Source organism: Ruegeria sp. (genome assembly GCF_965221235.1).
GTDB lineage: Bacteria > Pseudomonadota > Alphaproteobacteria > Rhodobacterales > Rhodobacteraceae > Ruegeria.
In genome coordinates this window covers 2,749,311-2,764,437 of sequence record NZ_CBDCRS010000004.1, presented here as the reverse complement: position 1 = coordinate 2,764,437, position 15,127 = coordinate 2,749,311, and the positions used below count along the sequence as shown (strand labels likewise).

The 15,127-nt window shown below is 55.7% G+C and carries 18 protein-coding genes and 1 tRNA gene; 6 read left to right on the top strand and 13 right to left on the bottom strand.

Going from position 1 to position 15,127, the window contains the following annotated elements; translation table 11 throughout:
- Nucleotides 1-57 precede the first annotated feature (57 nt).
- Nucleotides 58-465 (top strand): very short patch repair endonuclease, encoded by a 408-nt coding sequence (locus tag ACOQOY_RS17130; protein ID WP_420586559.1) that lies wholly within the window; start codon nt 58-60, stop codon nt 463-465.
- 61 nt (nt 466-526) lie between these two features.
- Nucleotides 527-1,858, top strand: coding sequence for a DNA cytosine methyltransferase (locus ACOQOY_RS17125; protein WP_420586558.1), 1,332 nt, complete (start codon nt 527-529; stop codon nt 1,856-1,858).
- On the opposite strand, the gene ACOQOY_RS17120 is transcribed toward ACOQOY_RS17125, so the two are convergent.
- Nucleotides 1,793-2,650, bottom strand: a complete 858-nt coding sequence (locus tag ACOQOY_RS17120) for a hypothetical protein (RefSeq protein ID WP_420586557.1) — start codon at nt 2,648-2,650, stop codon at nt 1,793-1,795. The two genes, ACOQOY_RS17125 and ACOQOY_RS17120, sit on opposite strands and share 66 nt — an antisense overlap.
- A gap of 631 nt (nt 2,651-3,281) precedes the next feature.
- Between ACOQOY_RS17120 and ACOQOY_RS17115 the strand changes: the two genes are divergently transcribed.
- Entirely contained in the window at nt 3,282-4,025 is a 744-nt protein-coding gene (locus ACOQOY_RS17115; RefSeq protein WP_420586556.1) for a hypothetical protein, read from the top strand.
- Nucleotides 4,026-4,108: 83 nt separating this feature from the next.
- On the opposite strand, the gene ACOQOY_RS17110 is transcribed toward ACOQOY_RS17115, so the two are convergent.
- The 12 genes from ACOQOY_RS17110 to ACOQOY_RS17055 all read right to left on the bottom strand — a co-directional run bounded on the left by ACOQOY_RS17110 (nt 4,109) and on the right by ACOQOY_RS17055 (nt 12,542).
- The gene (locus ACOQOY_RS17110; RefSeq protein WP_420586555.1) at nt 4,109-4,822 is read right to left on the bottom strand and encodes a hypothetical protein; all 714 of its coding nucleotides are present in this window, start codon (nt 4,820-4,822) and stop codon (nt 4,109-4,111) included.
- Nucleotides 4,823-4,824: 2 nt separating this feature from the next.
- Nucleotides 4,825-5,604 carry a terminase large subunit domain-containing protein gene (locus ACOQOY_RS17105; protein WP_420586554.1) on the bottom strand — a complete coding sequence of 260 codons (780 nt, stop codon included), beginning with the start codon at nt 5,602-5,604 and terminating at the stop codon, nt 4,825-4,827.
- Complete coding sequence (locus ACOQOY_RS17100) at nt 5,591-6,100, bottom strand: hypothetical protein (protein ID WP_420586553.1); 510 nt, start codon at nt 6,098-6,100, stop codon at nt 5,591-5,593. Before ACOQOY_RS17100 ends, ACOQOY_RS17105 begins: the two co-directional genes overlap by 14 nt.
- A gap of 86 nt (nt 6,101-6,186) precedes the next feature.
- Complete coding sequence (locus ACOQOY_RS17095; protein ID WP_420586552.1) at nt 6,187-6,567, bottom strand: hypothetical protein; 381 nt, start codon at nt 6,565-6,567, stop codon at nt 6,187-6,189.
- A 120-nt stretch (nt 6,568-6,687) separates the two neighbouring features.
- Nucleotides 6,688-7,374, bottom strand: coding sequence for an ArsR family transcriptional regulator (locus ACOQOY_RS17090; protein WP_420586551.1), 687 nt, complete (start codon nt 7,372-7,374; stop codon nt 6,688-6,690).
- A 3-nt stretch (nt 7,375-7,377) separates the two neighbouring features.
- The gene (locus ACOQOY_RS17085; protein ID WP_420586550.1) at nt 7,378-8,745 is read right to left on the bottom strand and encodes a DUF4055 domain-containing protein; all 1,368 of its coding nucleotides are present in this window, start codon (nt 8,743-8,745) and stop codon (nt 7,378-7,380) included.
- Nucleotides 8,742-9,011, bottom strand: coding sequence for a hypothetical protein (locus ACOQOY_RS17080; RefSeq protein WP_420586549.1), 270 nt, complete (start codon nt 9,009-9,011; stop codon nt 8,742-8,744). Before ACOQOY_RS17080 ends, ACOQOY_RS17085 begins: the two co-directional genes overlap by 4 nt.
- 885 nt (nt 9,012-9,896) lie before the next feature.
- Entirely contained in the window at nt 9,897-10,214 is a 318-nt protein-coding gene (locus tag ACOQOY_RS17075; RefSeq protein ID WP_420586548.1) for a hypothetical protein, read from the bottom strand.
- Entirely contained in the window at nt 10,211-10,726 is a 516-nt protein-coding gene (locus ACOQOY_RS17070; RefSeq protein ID WP_420586547.1) for a hypothetical protein, read from the bottom strand. Before ACOQOY_RS17070 ends, ACOQOY_RS17075 begins: the two co-directional genes overlap by 4 nt.
- Nucleotides 10,726-10,959: a helix-turn-helix transcriptional regulator gene (locus ACOQOY_RS17065; protein ID WP_420586546.1), complete on the bottom strand. Its 234-nt coding sequence runs from the start codon at nt 10,957-10,959 to the stop codon at nt 10,726-10,728. The genes ACOQOY_RS17070 and ACOQOY_RS17065 overlap by 1 nt, the downstream gene beginning before the upstream one ends.
- A 143-nt stretch (nt 10,960-11,102) precedes the next feature.
- The gene (locus ACOQOY_RS17060; RefSeq protein ID WP_420586545.1) at nt 11,103-12,332 is read right to left on the bottom strand and encodes a tyrosine-type recombinase/integrase; all 1,230 of its coding nucleotides are present in this window, start codon (nt 12,330-12,332) and stop codon (nt 11,103-11,105) included.
- 139 nt (nt 12,333-12,471) lie between these two features.
- Nucleotides 12,472-12,542, bottom strand: a tRNA-Thr gene (locus tag ACOQOY_RS17055).
- A 351-nt stretch (nt 12,543-12,893) separates the two neighbouring features.
- Between ACOQOY_RS17055 and ACOQOY_RS17050 the strand changes: the two genes are divergently transcribed.
- The 3 genes from ACOQOY_RS17050 (at nt 12,894) to ACOQOY_RS17040 (ending at nt 15,127) form a co-directional block, all read left to right on the top strand.
- The gene (locus ACOQOY_RS17050) at nt 12,894-14,060 is read left to right on the top strand and encodes a tyrosine-type recombinase/integrase (protein ID WP_420586544.1); all 1,167 of its coding nucleotides are present in this window, start codon (nt 12,894-12,896) and stop codon (nt 14,058-14,060) included.
- Nucleotides 14,061-14,077: 17 nt separating this feature from the next.
- The gene (locus ACOQOY_RS17045) at nt 14,078-14,638 is read left to right on the top strand and encodes a hypothetical protein (protein ID WP_420586543.1); all 561 of its coding nucleotides are present in this window, start codon (nt 14,078-14,080) and stop codon (nt 14,636-14,638) included.
- Nucleotides 14,639-14,938: 300 nt separating this feature from the next.
- Nucleotides 14,939-15,127 carry a helix-turn-helix transcriptional regulator gene (locus ACOQOY_RS17040; RefSeq protein ID WP_420586542.1) on the top strand — a complete coding sequence of 63 codons (189 nt, stop codon included), beginning with the start codon at nt 14,939-14,941 and terminating at the stop codon, nt 15,125-15,127.

The window sequence follows — 15,127 nt, the reverse complement described above, 5'->3', positions numbered from 1 at the left end:
ACAACCGGTTGTACCGATGTCTCGTGAAATTGCGATTGGCGCCGTATAACTGTTGCAATGCCAGATCATGTATCGCCAGAACGTCGCTCCTTCATCATGTCGCAGGTCGGCCAGAAGGACACGAAACCGGAACTCTCGCTTAGGCGCGCTCTTCACCGCCTTGGGTACCGTTACTCGCTCCACCGCCGTGATCTGCCCGGACGTCCGGATATCGTTTTTCCATCTCGAAGAAAGGTGATTTTCGTCCATGGCTGCTTTTGGCATGGGCATGGCTGCCGCTGGGGCAAACTTCCTAAATCCAGACCTGAGTATTGGGTTCCGAAGATTGAAACAAACAAAGAACGTGATAACAGGGTTTTAACCGAACTACATGACATTGGCTGGGATTCGATGGTCATCTGGCAATGCGAAATACGCGATCTCGACGCAACCGTCCGTCGTGTCGAGGACTACCTAAGTCGCTAGGTTTTGCTGGTCATTGCCCCATCGTACCGATATGTTGTTCGAAAACGACGGGAGGCAGAGCATGGCGCGACCGATTGGTGTCGATCTCTTTTCAGGTGCGGGCGGAATGAGCCTCGGCTTTGAGCAAGCTGGGTTTGATGTCGTGGCGGCTGTAGAGCTCGACCCGGTTCACGCCGCTGTGCACAAGTATAATTTCCCCCAGTGTGCCATTATCCCGAAATCGGTAACAGATGTATCTGGCAAGGACATCAGAAAGGCCGCGGGTATCCGTAATCGAAAGGTCGATGTCGTGTTTGGCGGCGCACCCTGCCAAGGGTTTTCGTTGATCGGCCAGCGTGCGTTAGACGATCCACGTAACTCGCTGGTGAAGGATTTCGTTCGCATCGTGCGGGAGTTGGACGCCACCTATTTTGTTTTCGAGAATGTGAAAGGCCTGACCGTCGGCAAGCACCGGAAATTCCTGTTCGAACTGATCGAAGAGTTCGAGGCGCTCGGATACGACGTTCAAAAGGATTGGCGTGTCTTGAATGCTGCCGACTATAGCGTTCCACAGGACCGGCAAAGGTTGATCCTGATGGGTACGAAGCAGGGAAACAAGCTGCCCGACTATCCCAAGGTGATTTCGAAGCGTCCAACCTGCGAGGATGCGCTGGGCGATCTGCCGGATGCAGAAGCGTTCGAACAACTTCGATTGTCGGATGCCGTCGCAGGTGTCGCATTCGGCAAACCCAGTAAATATGCGGAGCCCCTGCGAGGGCAAGGTAACGACGCGTGGGGTTATGGTCATCCGCGTAGTTGGAAGCCGGGTACACTGACGTCCAGCGCACGTACTGAACACACCGATATTTCCCGAAGACGCTTTCGTGAAACTGAACAAGGTCGCGTAGAGCCGATTTCACGCTTCTTCAAGCTGCCAGCAGATGGCGTATCCAACACCCTACGAGCCGGAACAGATTCCGCCAGAGGCGCGTTCACAAGCCCCCGTCCGATCCACTACGCCTTCGACCGATGCGTAACAGTCCGCGAAATGGCACGACTTCACGGTTTCCCCGATTGGTTCCGCTTCAATGCAACGAAGTGGCACGGAGCAAGGCAGATCGGCAATGCCGTTCCACCACCGCTGGCACGCGCCGTCGCGACCTCGATCATCAAGGCCCTCGGCAAACGCGGTACGCGCCCTACCGAAGCGCTAGAACTCGGCGACGCGGCTCTACTGACAATGGGTAATACCGAGGCAGCGGCACACTTCGGGATCGACAACCCTATTGGGCGCCGGGACAAAAAGAGCGGTGCTAAGAAGCGCAAGCAGTCCGAAATCGAGGCCGCTTCAATGGAAGAAGCTGTACCGCTTAGCTCGGGTCAATTGAATGCTGTCGATGGATGTGTCGTTTGAAAACTCGGCAATCCATAAAGATGTTGCATCATGCAGGATTCCTAAGCTGCGAATATCAGCCTTCCGGTGGCGGTATTTTTCGTACCCGTAGACGTTGAGGTTTAGCGCCTGCGACCATGACAGCTTGTCGTTTCCACCTTTTGCCGAAATAGGGACGATACCAACTTCCCCTCGACGCGGTTCGTATCCATAAACTTCGTCTATTTCGATTTGCCCGTACTTGACGGTAGTCCGGTGATGCCCCTGTAGAGCATGGGCTCTGCCCGAAAGGTTCAAGAAGCGTTCAATCAGACCGCCGTTTCTTACCCTCGCGAGCACGGCTTGCTCATCGATACCGAGAAGTGCAGAGATTGATTCCGGCAAGCCATCTGGAACATGGTGAATTTCCGTTTCCTCGGGGAACTCGTGCTCCAGATCTATTAGGTTTGGGCGGTGTGTACGCTTAAAGATGTACTTACCTTTGCCATTTTGAAGCCAGACCCAATGCCCGCTCCTAAGTATCGATGCCGGATGGTCCTTTCGTGCGTCGTAGGTGTATTTCACGTCCGCGACGTTCTTTACAACTTTGTCGATATTGCCACGATCCTTGAGCGCCCCCATCACGGCCCGAACGTCATCTAGGTCAAACCTGACTTCGTCAGGCATCGCTGTATTTCCGTAACCTGCTTGCATCACAGCGAACAATGTCGCCACGACCTTGTCGTACTTCGGCGCTTCTGCGAGTTCCGAAAGGAGTTTATCGGCTTCGCGTTCATTGACGGCGGACCAAAACGGAGCGTGGTCAAGCGACATGCTCATTCCTATCGTTAGTCTGATCGATAGTCCCATCGGTAATCTGATCGGTAGGTAGGAGCAAGCCCGCAATTGCTGTCACGAACCGGGTGCGCAAAAACAATGATCCCAAGGCACGGAAACCTGCCATCTTGCATGGCAGAAACAATGCGCCAACGCGGTTTTGCAAGATGACGGGATGTCGACGCCCAAAACCTTTAACCCCCATCAGAGCCGCAATAGAACCCGGTCTCTCGTTGAACTCAAGGCACACCGTCCCGGGCGAATGCAGCGAGCACCGCGAGAGCGAAAAATGAGCGATGTCGAAACATCGCTCATTTCCAAATGCTGTTTGAAAAGATGAGTTTTCAAACTTTTGCAGATGTTAGTCTGCTTCTCAGTTCGTCAATGCAGTCGATTGTGTAACAAAGTGCCTGCGGCGAATATCGATCCCTGCCGATTAGTTGAGAAGCAATTAGTGCAGCGAGACGTTCTGTAGGTCGTCCGTAAAACACCCTTTCGTAGCGGATGCTGCGCTCCAACTCATCGCGTAATTCAATTTTCCGAACTTCTGCGGATTCTTTGTTCAAAGTCATGCTGGGTCTCCATGTTAAGCCACTAAATCGCCACCTTCCTGATGAATGGTGACTTGATGGATTGGTCACACAAAAATCGAACTGCCGATACGGAGTCACCGGGGCGCGAACTTAACGAGTTCGAGCCCCGAGAGTTCGACGATCTGCCAGCCGAAAGACCGATGGACAGCGGCGATGCAACAGGCGCGCCGCCACCCAAGCGTTACAAACGGGAGCTTGCATTTCAGGCGTGGCAATATCTTGAGCGCCACGATCCAATGGTGCCTCTCCCTCACTGGATCGCCAACTACCTGCGCGATGTGGCAACTGCCATCATCGGAGACTTAGGCCCGCGCGGCAGCCTGTCGCCAGCGTCGGCTCACGCTGCCCTCGCCATCGTCGGTGAGCAATGGCCGGAGCATAATCCTGAGTCCGTCTTTGCCATCATCAACGCTTGGCTCGATTCAGATGGTCCCGACGGCCCAAAGGTCGACGGGCGGAAGGCTGGTGCCGTTCGGTACATCAAGAAATACATGGGCAATGACCCTAATGTCCAAGTCGCCACCGTGATTGAGTGGTATCGGAAGGGGCAGAAATCTCATAAGAAGGCGCTAGAAAAGGAACGGACAAACGGCGGCCTCCACCGTGAGCAGGAAAATCTGGCGGATTTTGAGCAAGCCGTTGCGGGTAACAACACCACTTGTGAAGAACTGAAATTAGTGGAATTCGATCACGCTGTTTCTGGCGAAGCAACCAACACAGACGTTAAAAGCATGACGGCACTTGATCAAGCTATCGCCAACAAAGATTGGCAAGCGTAGGCGCCAACACAAGGCTAGAAAGCCCCGATGTACCTGCCCGCAACTGCCGAGAATTACTCAGCGATTGGGCTGGGGCGTCAGTGTCACGCCCATCCGCGCAGCCGGTGCTCAATACCGCCTTGCTGGGCACCCAGATGAGTTATGCGGAGATACGCGAGCGCAGCAGCAATGGCGCGGTCAGCGTGGTGCCCTTTGCCACCACCAGCCAGCACAAGATTTCCGGCACTGGTCGAAGTCAGTTCAAAAGACGCGATCTCATTGATCAAATCCTGTTTGCCGTCGAGATCATCGGCGACCGTCAATCCGCCCGTCTCTATCCCAGCAGCGAGGTTCTCTACCAACAGCGATTTGGAGCAGCGCACCGTATTGCCGTCGCGGGTGATGGCTGACCCGGCGGTAATCACGACACCCAAGTGTTCGATGCCCGCCTGATCCAGCACGGATGAGAATGGCTGGCCAAGGCCCGAGGCGTCCACGGTCAGGGTCCAGTGCGGGATTTTTTGCAGGCGTTTTGCGAGGTAATCGGCAAGGTCGGTGTAGGAGAAAAGTTGGATCGTCTCTTGGAATACAACGGTTGCCTGCCTCGGACCCAATTCCTGTTCGAAACCACGCCCTGTGAACTGCGGATAGCATTCGTCCCGCACCACGACGATTGCCGACGGGTCGTTGCGCCCAAGGTCCATGCCGACGTGATGGCGCACCCATCCGCGTTTCTGCATCCCGGCTGCTGCGGGATCAGAGTTTGATGGCAACGTGACCGTACCGTCTTTGTGAAAGATGAATTCTGGCTTTGCCATTGCTACACAAGCTCCAGTGCTTTGACGTGCGGATTAGATGCTTTCTCAAGCGCCTCCCAAGACACCAGCGGCGTTCCAGCGCCGATGAATTCGCAAAGGTGTTCCCGTCTAAAGGTCGCCTCAGACATCGTTGCGCGGTCAAACTCGACCTGCGCCTTACGCCTTGGGATGTCGATGGACCGCGCCGTGATGCGGCGCACCCGCTTTGCCGATGCCCATGTTTCATAGAAATACCCTTGCCGCATGTTCGGGGTGGACAAGAGGAAGATACGACCTGTCTCTTTCCGCATCGGGAAGAAGGCGGTCAGGGCGTCGTCATCCAAGAAGCACGCCTCATCCGCGATGATCGTATCCGCCGTCATACCGCGCGCCTGATCGGTCGCAGGCACGACGATGATCCGCCCGCCATGCCGGGGGTGCGCCTCAAGCTCTGTCTGGGTCTGGCGCACGATGGGCGGGCAGAACGGATCGGTGTTTTTGTATTCCAGAATGCGCCGGAATAACTCAGTTGATTGGCGCAGGGATGGCGCGGTCAGGATGACCGTCTTGCCGCGCGAGAAGTCGTCATAACCGAGACCGCCTGCCGTGGTCGATTTGCCCGACTGGCGACCACACAGAGCAAGGATCATCCGATCCGCCTCGTTTAAACGCGGATCCGACCGCAGCAGATCAACCTGCCAAGCATCCGGTTCACCGATGGCAAGACGGAAACGCTCGACGGGATCGAGCGAAACGGTCAGCCCTTGCAGGAAAGACAGCAGATGAGGATCAGGGGCGGTCATCGATCAGAACCGGTTCCTTGATCACGCCCAGCCGGTCCATTTCGTCCAGAAAGTCGTGTTTGGCCGCTGGGAGGTTCTCAAGAACCCGCATGATGATCTGGCGCAGTTGAATGAACTGCGGGCTCTCGTTGAGATTCAGATGGATATCCATCTTCTTGTTCAACTTGCCGTGCAGGTCCGCCAGCGCCATGAGGGACTGGCGCAACTCTTTCAACGTACCAAGGCGCATTGCCTTTTCGTCGTCATCCTTCGCATCTTGCAGCAACGATTTCAGTTCACGCAAAACCCATTTCAGGTCCTTGTCGGTATCCTCGCCGAACTCGTCGATCATCTCGCCGCGCGCTTTGAAGTCGGCAATTTTGGCGTCATGTGCGGCCTGCGCCAAGATGCCAAGGCGTTCTTCTTCGCCAACATGCTGAGCCATGAACCGACTGACGGACGTGGTCGAGATTTTAAACTTGAGGTCGCGTTGCAGGTCTTTCGTGACCCGGTCCATGGAACGCCGCCCGAGAACGATATCCCGGACGACATCCTGCCGAACCTTATCGGGCAAGTTCAGGAGTTTATGTTGCTGACCCCGGCTCATTCGTCGCGAACAATTTCAAGGTCAACGCCGCGATCTGCGGCCAGCTTCTTGGCTGACCGATATTTGACCGGGTCGCGCGCGTCGGCTTTGGACAGCCGGATGTTTTGACCCTCAGAGCCGAATTGCAGCAAGCCATTCTTGTCGGTCTTTTCCTGCCGCTGTTTGGCCTCAAGCCCGGCGAGCAGCTTCTTCGTTGCCTCGACTTCGTCTTCCGATTTCTTCAACTTGAGTTCATCCAGCAGTTCGTCGTTCTTTTTGACGACGCCCTGAATCTGGGCCTCCACGGATTCCGCAATTTTGGGAAGGATAGCCTCAACCATTTTACCGGAGAGGGATTCTATCAGCTTTGCAGCTTGGTCATCGTTACTGTCTGCCATTGGTGTGCTCCATAATGAAAAAGCGAGACGGGAAAATCACTGAAACCCGCCTCGCTCCTTTTCATCAGATAGGGAGCACTGCGAGCCCCCGGCTCACGTCATGCAACTTGACGCTGGCCCCTATCCGGCGCAGGCCGCAACCGGAAGTTTAGGTGCAACTTGCCATTCGGGGCCGTCTTTTTCGACAAGCCCAAGGCTCTGTAAACGCTCAAGGTGCGTTCGGATCGTCGTTGTGTCGAAATCACCGTCTGTGGCGAACACAAGCTGCCGGATAGTCAAAGGTCTGTCTTTGAGGGCATCAAGAATGCGCTGTTGCCGTTGCTCGGGAGTGGATCGCGTAGCAGTGGGTTTAGGAGATTTGCGGGGTTCGGGTTTGGGGGTAGGTTTGACGATACGGGGGAGTTTGACCGGCTTGGAATGAGATACGGGCGCAGGACGGGCGTTCCTTTCTCGCCATATCTCGCGCGATTGTGCGCCCCCTTTTGCCCTTACTCGAGCTTTATCACCTCGAAGAGAGTGTGCGGAATTCGTTGTCCAGAATAGTTCCTCGTCGCCCTCTAGGTACGCAATAACGCGCTTTCGGAGTTGGCCTTCGTCAAATCCCGCCATATCGCACCAACTGCGTCGTGATTCAGCCCACTCGCCTGTCGTCGCAGTAAAGAAAGAGATGTTGTCGCGCTTGTCAGACAGGTGCAGTTGGGACGTCGCTCCGGCAACATAGAACAGTTCAAGCACGGCGTTCATGATGACCGCCGCCGCAAGCTGGGACGCAGGGGTCTGACGGGTCGGGTCTGTCGTCTCGATCATAGGTCACGTCACCCCCGGAAGGATCGACCCGTCCTCGTCGATCATATCTTTCTCGTCGTCGAGGGTTCGGTTCACATCCATTAGCTCACCCTTCTTGAGGTTCATCAGGAAAGTGTCGTGCGAGATCGCGCCCGCCTGCCATGACTTGAGCAGAGCGGTTAGAACCGCAGGGTCAATCTGGGCCGTGACAAAGTCGCGGTGCATGAACACCTTCACGTCGTCAGCCGTGCCCGGTTGCGTCCATTCAGCGGCGATCTTGAGCAGTTTCAGGATGCCTTGCTCGACCATGACAACCGACGAATGCAGTAGGGACAATTCCGACCGATGGCGCAGCTTGGCTGTGTCTGTCGTTTCGTTGCGCCCCTTGCCGTCATAAACCATGCGCGCGCCCAAGGTCGCCATCTGGGCCGTCAGATCATCCAAAGCTGTCTTCTGCGCGGCAATGCCAGCGCCCGTGAATTCCAGCATCCCTGCTGTCGCACCTTGCGGCAGAACCCAGAACGCACCGCTACCGATTTGCTGCGGCTTGTTTGCCTCGTTGATGCTGCCCGCGATCCAAGGCGTCGGCTGGGACGTCAGGAACAGCGACCAGTAGTAGTCAGCCGACACGCGCCAGTGAGCCAGGTTGACGTTAACGAGGTCGAGGAACGGCGGCTTCTCCACATCGACTTTCAGGTTGTAGGGCGAAATGACAACAGCCGGGATATGGTCCAGATGCTTGCCGTTCACCACCGGAGTAATCGGCTCGTGAATTTCAACTTCTTGGGTGGACGCATCGGTTTTCGAACGTGTCACATGGTAACGCCGCACCGTGTAGACAGGGTCGAGGGTCAGGACGAGGTGTCGTTCAACGCCGCTATCTTCCAGTTCGGCGTCGTCCTCGTGCAGGCGCAGATAGGTCAGTTTTTGACGACCTTCGACCAGTTCATTACGCCAATCCAGAATTGACTCCGCATCGAAGGTTGAGATGAACGGAGCGGATGCAGGTGCCGCCCCTTCTTGCGGATAGTCGAGAACCAGAGCGCGGCGTCCGATGGACATCACCTCGCGCAGTGTGTCGTCAATCAGGGTGGTGATCGAATTGCCTTCAAACGTCGCGGTATCCCGCATCGGTTCGAGCCGGGTTGGCAATTCGATCACCGGGGCGTTGCGCGTTGCCGCGCCAACGAGACCGCGCAGTGTGCGCTCCGCAACGGCGTAGAAGGAACCGCCGGTGAGATAGCGCGTGAACTGCGATTGGGTCATTCCTTCGGGTCTGGGCAGATAAATCTCGCCCTGCTTTTTCAGGCGGTCTTCGTCTTCGATCACATCGCGGATTTTGTCATATTCGACCCGGCGGTCATGGTATGAGCGGTGGTAAATCTTAGTCATGTCAGGTCACGCGCGATGACCGTCCAGGGAATTTCGAACCAGCTGTCATTGGCGACGCGGTGAACACGAACTCCGTTCGCTGTTTTGTCGGCTAAGACGCCGTGGAATTCGGCGCGGGGTTTGTCATCGTCCGATTTGAACGCGGCCAAGATCAGGGCTTTCGCGTCTTCGGGCGTGATCGGTAATGGCAGATGTGTGGCGGTGTGGATGTCGATCCCCACCAATCGGCAGCCCTCCGGGCTTTCAACGATCTGAAATTCTTGCATTGGGGGCTCCCCGGTGAAGTGATGCCGGGTGGGTCTGAAAGGCGAAGCCGACAAGGACAGGAAGCGGCTTCTGGTCAGCGAGCACCCACCCGGCGCGAAACACTCGCAATTCGTTATTGCAACTCAAAATTGAGCGCGCGACCGGAAGTTTAGGTACAACTCAGGGAGAATGCGGGACTCGCAGAGCGCGTCAGAGAGGCGGGGTTTTGGGGCGTCGGGCATGATGGTGGGGGAATGGCGCGAAATGGGCGTCAGCGTTGAGCAGAGCGGGCGATACGGCGGATTAATGAGCCGGAGGTGTGGCTAAGGTTTGGCTGGCGAAGGGTAAACGTGAGAATTGTGATCTTCTGTCTTCCCCCGGGCCACCGCCGCTGGCTCAGAGAAAAGGGGTGGTCGAGGCAGTTGACCGCGATAAACCAGTCAAATCCGTCGTTACAAGGATTGTCACAAGGATTTCGGGCAGGATTGTGCTGTTAGTTCAATCGGTTGAGTGGTCAGACCAAGTGACAGAACATCACTTGCTATAGGCATTTGTGCGCAGATGACGGATATCCGCCGGGAGTCAGGGACATATGTGCAGAGATGCGTCCATACCCAGATGGGCGCAATAATCCCAGGATTTGGCGATCTCTTCGCGTACGCGCGCGCGAGGCGTCAAACAAAAACGCCTTACTGATCACTGCTACAAAGCATTCTGGACACGGGACCGCACGCACTTTTGCCTGTGGTCAAACTTTGGTGGTCCTGTAGCGTCGGAAAAACCACCTGAAACCAAGGTGATACTACCCAAAACCGCAGAAACCGCACAAAACACAGGGCATCGCTCCCGAAAACGAGCAGTACACGCGCGTACGCGTTGTGTGCGCGCACGCGTAACGCAGTTTTCTAACCACACGGTTCACACTCGACCGTCTGTTTCTCCTGTTCTGTCAGTTCCAGCACCCACGGGCGACACTGTCTTTTTGCCACCGTCGTGTTCTGTCTCGACACCATACCGACCGCGCGCAATGCCTTTGCGAACTCGGCTGCCGATCCTGACCAACCAGCCGCTCTGGCACCGGCCTTCAACGGTGCCCACTTAACCAAATATCGCTCACCGTCGAACAACGCCGCTCCCTGATGGAACGGTGCGTCCTTTAGCCCACGCGAACGCAGACGATGGTTTTGATGGCAGTATTCAAGAACCCATTCGCGCGTAATCATGCGAGCTCCTCCTCGGACAAATCAAGCACCCATGGCCTTACTGACGTGTTGGCAATCGTCGTAGGTTTCCCGAGTCTCAACCCTGCTGCCTTTAGGTCTTTGCTAAAGCGTTGGTCATGCCCACAGAAACCATGTTCCCGCGCGTTCGAGAGCAGCGACTTGCGTTGCACGATGTACCGGCCATGCTCGAACAACGCTGCGCCTGAAAAGAACTTCGCGTCATCTAACCCGCGATCCAGATGGTTCTGGTGACAGTAATCGAGAGCCCAGTTGCGGGTCGCGCGCCATTGACCAGTCACAGGGCACCGTGTCTCGGCGTTGCGCAACAGAGGTTCGACCAGCGCCTTGTGATCACCGCGATACGTCCAAACGCGGTTCGTCTGTTGCGTATATGCGCGCTCGAACCGGGTTTTGGCTCGAGCAGCGGCGACTCTCATTGAAACGACAAAGCCATCTTCCGTGTGAACGTCACAGCTCTCACCATCTTCGTGCAATTCAATCTTGGTGATCATCAGCCCTGCTCCCTCATCCATGCGACCACATCATCACGCAGGTAGCGAACTACCCGGCTCGTTGGCTGCGAATACGGCGGGCCAAAACGATCTTTGCGCCACCGGAACAGCGTTTCCGTGGTGACACCAAGAAACGTCGCCGCTTCTTCTGGGTTCATTACTTGGGGTGGATTTGCGCGGACGAGGTCCACGCGTAGGCCAGCCAATTGCTGACCGAGCTCGTCGATAGTCATGGTAACTCCATATGATGATGAAGCCCATATCGCCGTGGCGTGTCTCGGACTGCTTCTGTCAGATCTTTCACCGACGCAGACGCCAATCGGCCTCCTGATCACAACCGAGGTTTTTCCTGTGGTCAGGGGCAAGTGATTTCAACTTAGGCGTGCTTTCGACCAATTTCAACAACATTGCAAGGTGTATCCTGAAGCTGCTTATTTATCGCCTCGGCGATGGCATCCGCCCCGCGCTTCTGCTCATCAAAGCTCGGTTCACCATAATGCCCGAGCATGCGCAGGTCATTGTCTGTCAGCGTCTGCTGCGCAAGCCAGCGGTGCACATGGCGCGAGCAAACCTCGCGTGCCGCCGTCATCCAGAAATGCCGCAGGTCGCCGGGATTGGTCAGCTCAAGCCCATCCATCTGGCCGAGGTGTTTGCGCTTGTCTCCGATGATGCGCCGGGACGGGAACACCCAATCGCAATCGTCATACCGGATTTTGCGCAGGCGCTTGAGCATCCGCACCGCATCATCTGAAACGGCAATACTGCGGTCATAGGTGTGCTTGCTGCGCCGGAACGTGATTGCACCGTTCTTAAGATCAACCTGATCCCACGTGAGGGCGCGGAACGTCTCTTGCCGAAATCCCGTGTACCAAGTCAGCATCCACCAGAGGCGGATATGTTCATTAGGTATCTGCTCGATCTCAGCCCAGCGGTCAGCCCATGGCACGGACAGGTCGAGTTTGCCGGTTTCGACGCGGCTCTTGATCGTGGTGTTGTCCAGCAGCGATGGAATCGGCAGCGCCAAGGCGCACAGCCGGTTTACGAAACGAACCACTGCCCCGGCCAGAACAGATGCCGTCCGCGCGCCATGCGGGCGCGTCAATTGCAGCGTGTTTAGGTACTGATTGATTTCGAGAATCGGCAGTTCGTCCACATGAACGTCTGCCCAGCGCGCGAAACGCAGCTTGAATGTGTTGCGGTAATCCTTGGCGGTTTTCTCAACCATAGGAGCCTTACCCGACGCCCGTTCACTTGTGCGGTGTTCGATGTACTGTTCCAGAGCCTCGGCAAATGTCGGAATACCAAGAGCCGCCTTCTGAGTTTCGCGCTCATCGCGAGTCAGCACATTGCCCTCGTGGATGTCGAGCAGCGTCGCGCCCATCTGCTTCTTGGCCCAAGCGCAGTGCGCGCCTTTGCTCGCCCACTGCGCCAGCTTGACCGACCGTGTTTTTTGCGCGCCAGAATCCCACTTGGTCACGTACCAAGTTTTGACCCTGCTTTTGGTCACGCAGAGGCGCAACCCCTTGCAGGACGGATCTGAGAACCACGTTGTCTTGGTTGTGGACAGCGACTTGAGCGTCGAATCCGTGAACTTAATCTGCGGCATACCACATCCTTGTAATGACCGTTTCGTTACAAGGTTCATGATACGTTCTAACCATAATCAAACCCAACCGAAGATTCGGTAAGCACCTCAAATTGTTGAGGAAACGTCTTAGTTACAAGGGATTTGACTGGTGTTTAAATGGTGCCCCCACACGGACTCGAACCGCGGACCTACTGATTACAAATCAAGTAGCAAGGGCGTTGCGACGGCGTGCGATCCATTGCGATGCGTTGCATCTAAGAGATTGATTTCATTACATTAACGGTGCCAGCCACATTGCGAGGCGTTATCATTCATTACATGCGAATGCGACGCGTGATTTGTGAAATTGTCTGCCATATGTCTGACAGGATGAAATGAGAGACTGGCCTTATCTGGATTGAGAGACTGACCCCGTCATGTGCCGGGCAATGTTCAGCCAAGCCTCAACATGCTGATTTGAAATGATGATTTAAGACCAAGAAAAGTGATCTTATTTCTTGTTGATGCACAGATCCTCGTCGCCCTACGGATGAAGAGGCCAGACCGGAAGTAGGTCGGCCAGTTTGAAAGGGATTGGATATGGTTGAACGTGTCAGATTGACGGATCGCTCGGTTGCTGCGCTCAAGGCGAGGGACAAGCGCTATGACGTATCGGACAGCCTGCGGGTCGGTCTTCGCGTTCGAGTAACCCCAACCGGGATCAAAACATGGATATTTGAAAAGCGCATTCGTGGCGGTCCCTTGCGCAGCCACACCCTTGGCCGTTTTCCTGCCATCACCCTGTCGGAGGCACGAGAGAAAGCTATCGCGCTTGAGAAAGAGGCCATGGAAGGCGTCGACCGCAAAGCCGAGCAAATCCGCAAGACAACGGTCGCCACAGTTTTGGACGCATATAAGACGCTTCATCTCGACAACCTGAAATCCGGCTCTGAGCGTTACCGCCAGTTACAGGCCGCATTGGCTGACCATTCGACCAAACCGATTTCCAAGCTGACCCGGCGCGACATGCAGGCTTTCATTGATGCGACCGCAGCCCATGCCCCGATTCACGCAAACCGATACAAGGCTGCATTGAGCGCGTTCGGCAAGTTTGCGTGGCAGAGATCATACACGGACGAGAACATTGGTGCAGGCCTGTCGAATGCAGTGCGTGAAAAACCGCGCGACCGGGTTCTGACGTTGGACGAAATCCGCGCTATCTATGATGCAGCCGCGTTCCTTAGCCCCCTGTGGACACCGATAGTTCGTCTGCTCATCCTGACCGCACAGCGCCGTTCGGACATTGCGCACCTGCGCTGGTCCGAGGTCGAACTTGAAAAGCAGCGCTTCACCTTGCCTGCCGCTCGCACCAAATCAGGACGGGCGCATATTGTTCACTTATCAGAGGCAGCACTGGCGGAACTGCCAGAGCAAGGCGATTGGGATTTGCTCTTCACGACCACAGGCAACAGCCCGGTATCAGGGTTCAGCAAGATGAAGCGAGAATTGGACAAACTGCTGCCTGATCTTGAGCCTTGGCGGTTTCATGATTTCCGCACATCGTTTGCCACTGTCATGGCGGAATCCGGGGCCAATGAAGGTGTTGTGGATCGCATCCTCAATCATGCAGCCACAGGGTCAGCGGCATCAGCCGTCGCGCGGGTCTACAACATGTCCAGCCAACTACCCCAACGTGCCAAGGTGCTGGATGAATGGGCCGCATTGATCACGCAGCGGGAATCCAATGTTGTGAGGTTGGCTGTATGACAAGCGCAACCGATCCTGTGGGCCTGCTGACCCGCTACCTTCGGCGCACCTTCCCCGATCCGATCATTGCTGCAATTCGGACCGACGATGCCGTGCTACTGCGTGAACTGGGCTACCCGGCTATCCCTGACCGAGTTCAAGCATACAACGACTTTTGCGCTCTTGATCCTGAGGCACAACGGGACTTGATTCTGCGGTTGTTGGAAGCGGCATTGGAAAAGCAAAACCAAGCAGCATGGGACGAGGCAGCGGATTTGGTTGGCCGAATGGCCGAGGCATATAAAATCTGGGGTGTTGAACACCGTCACTTCCGCGACCTTCAATTTGAACTTAATCTGGTTCCACGTCCAAAACCCGGGAAACGGCGATCCGACCCCAATGGGGGTGATCAACGTAAAGCATTGATGAAAACGCTTGTGACTATCCTAGTCAAAGAACTTGGAATCAAAGCCTCGCATAGCAAGGACAATTCACACGATTGCGCTTGCGCAATCGTTGCCCGCGTTTGCGCCGCCCATTTCGAAGACACTGTTCGTTTCACAGAGTCCGCCGCTTGGACGGCTTATTACCGGGGCTAACGGCCCCACCTGTTGCACCCGATACAAAGAAGCGTCGATCCCGCCTGTCTGTCGCGTTGTTGCTAGGTTCACAACGCGACAACGCCCTTAAATGCCCCGACATACACGCCGTCTTCAAAACCGCCGTACAACGCGGAATTTGAAGATGCGTAAAGGGGCGCCACGCGCCCGGATGATGCCCCCAGCCACCTGTGGAGACCATACTATTGTGTGATTTTTGGGGGGCCTCCCCATACATCACATGCACCCCCCGATTGAGCCGAATACGTTGATTGCAGCACAGCAATTGAGGGCGACACAATGGACGAGATCAGACTTCTCCGGCGTCAGCAGGTTGTCGATTTGACGGGTCTGTCCGTCTCGACCCTGTACGCAAAAATCCGAAACAACGAATTTCCCAAACCGCTCAAGACGAGCGCAAACACCGTGGCGTGGCGATACTCAGACGTCTCGGCATGGGTACAATCACTCCAAGAAGTGGAACGCTGA

Coding starts and splice junctions, on each gene's coding strand:
- ACOQOY_RS17090 (WP_420586551.1), bottom strand. CDS start 7,374: ATGATCGAGACGACAGACCCGACCCGTCAGACCCCTGCGTCCCAGCTT.
- ACOQOY_RS17065 (WP_420586546.1), bottom strand. CDS start 10,959: ATGACTATCGACGAGCTCGGTCAGCAATTGGCTGGCCTACGCGTGGAC.
- ACOQOY_RS17110 (WP_420586555.1), bottom strand. CDS start 4,822: ATGGCAAAGCCAGAATTCATCTTTCACAAAGACGGTACGGTCACGTTG.
- ACOQOY_RS17040 (WP_420586542.1), top strand. CDS start 14,939: ATGGACGAGATCAGACTTCTCCGGCGTCAGCAGGTTGTCGATTTGACG.
- ACOQOY_RS17080 (WP_420586549.1), bottom strand. CDS start 9,011: ATGCAAGAATTTCAGATCGTTGAAAGCCCGGAGGGCTGCCGATTGGTG.
- ACOQOY_RS17060 (WP_420586545.1), bottom strand. CDS start 12,332: ATGCCGCAGATTAAGTTCACGGATTCGACGCTCAAGTCGCTGTCCACA.
- ACOQOY_RS17105 (WP_420586554.1), bottom strand. CDS start 5,604: ATGACCGCCCCTGATCCTCATCTGCTGTCTTTCCTGCAAGGGCTGACC.
- ACOQOY_RS17130 (WP_420586559.1), top strand. CDS start 58: ATGCCAGATCATGTATCGCCAGAACGTCGCTCCTTCATCATGTCGCAG.
- ACOQOY_RS17070 (WP_420586547.1), bottom strand. CDS start 10,726: ATGATCACCAAGATTGAATTGCACGAAGATGGTGAGAGCTGTGACGTT.
- ACOQOY_RS17125 (WP_420586558.1), top strand. CDS start 527: ATGGCGCGACCGATTGGTGTCGATCTCTTTTCAGGTGCGGGCGGAATG.
- ACOQOY_RS17075 (WP_420586548.1), bottom strand. CDS start 10,214: ATGATTACGCGCGAATGGGTTCTTGAATACTGCCATCAAAACCATCGT.
- ACOQOY_RS17100 (WP_420586553.1), bottom strand. CDS start 6,100: ATGGACCGGGTCACGAAAGACCTGCAACGCGACCTCAAGTTTAAAATC.
- ACOQOY_RS17120 (WP_420586557.1), bottom strand. CDS start 2,650: ATGTCGCTTGACCACGCTCCGTTTTGGTCCGCCGTCAATGAACGCGAA.
- ACOQOY_RS17115 (WP_420586556.1), top strand. CDS start 3,282: ATGGATTGGTCACACAAAAATCGAACTGCCGATACGGAGTCACCGGGG.
- ACOQOY_RS17085 (WP_420586550.1), bottom strand. CDS start 8,745: ATGACTAAGATTTACCACCGCTCATACCATGACCGCCGGGTCGAATAT.
- ACOQOY_RS17095 (WP_420586552.1), bottom strand. CDS start 6,567: ATGGCAGACAGTAACGATGACCAAGCTGCAAAGCTGATAGAATCCCTC.
- ACOQOY_RS17050 (WP_420586544.1), top strand. CDS start 12,894: ATGGTTGAACGTGTCAGATTGACGGATCGCTCGGTTGCTGCGCTCAAG.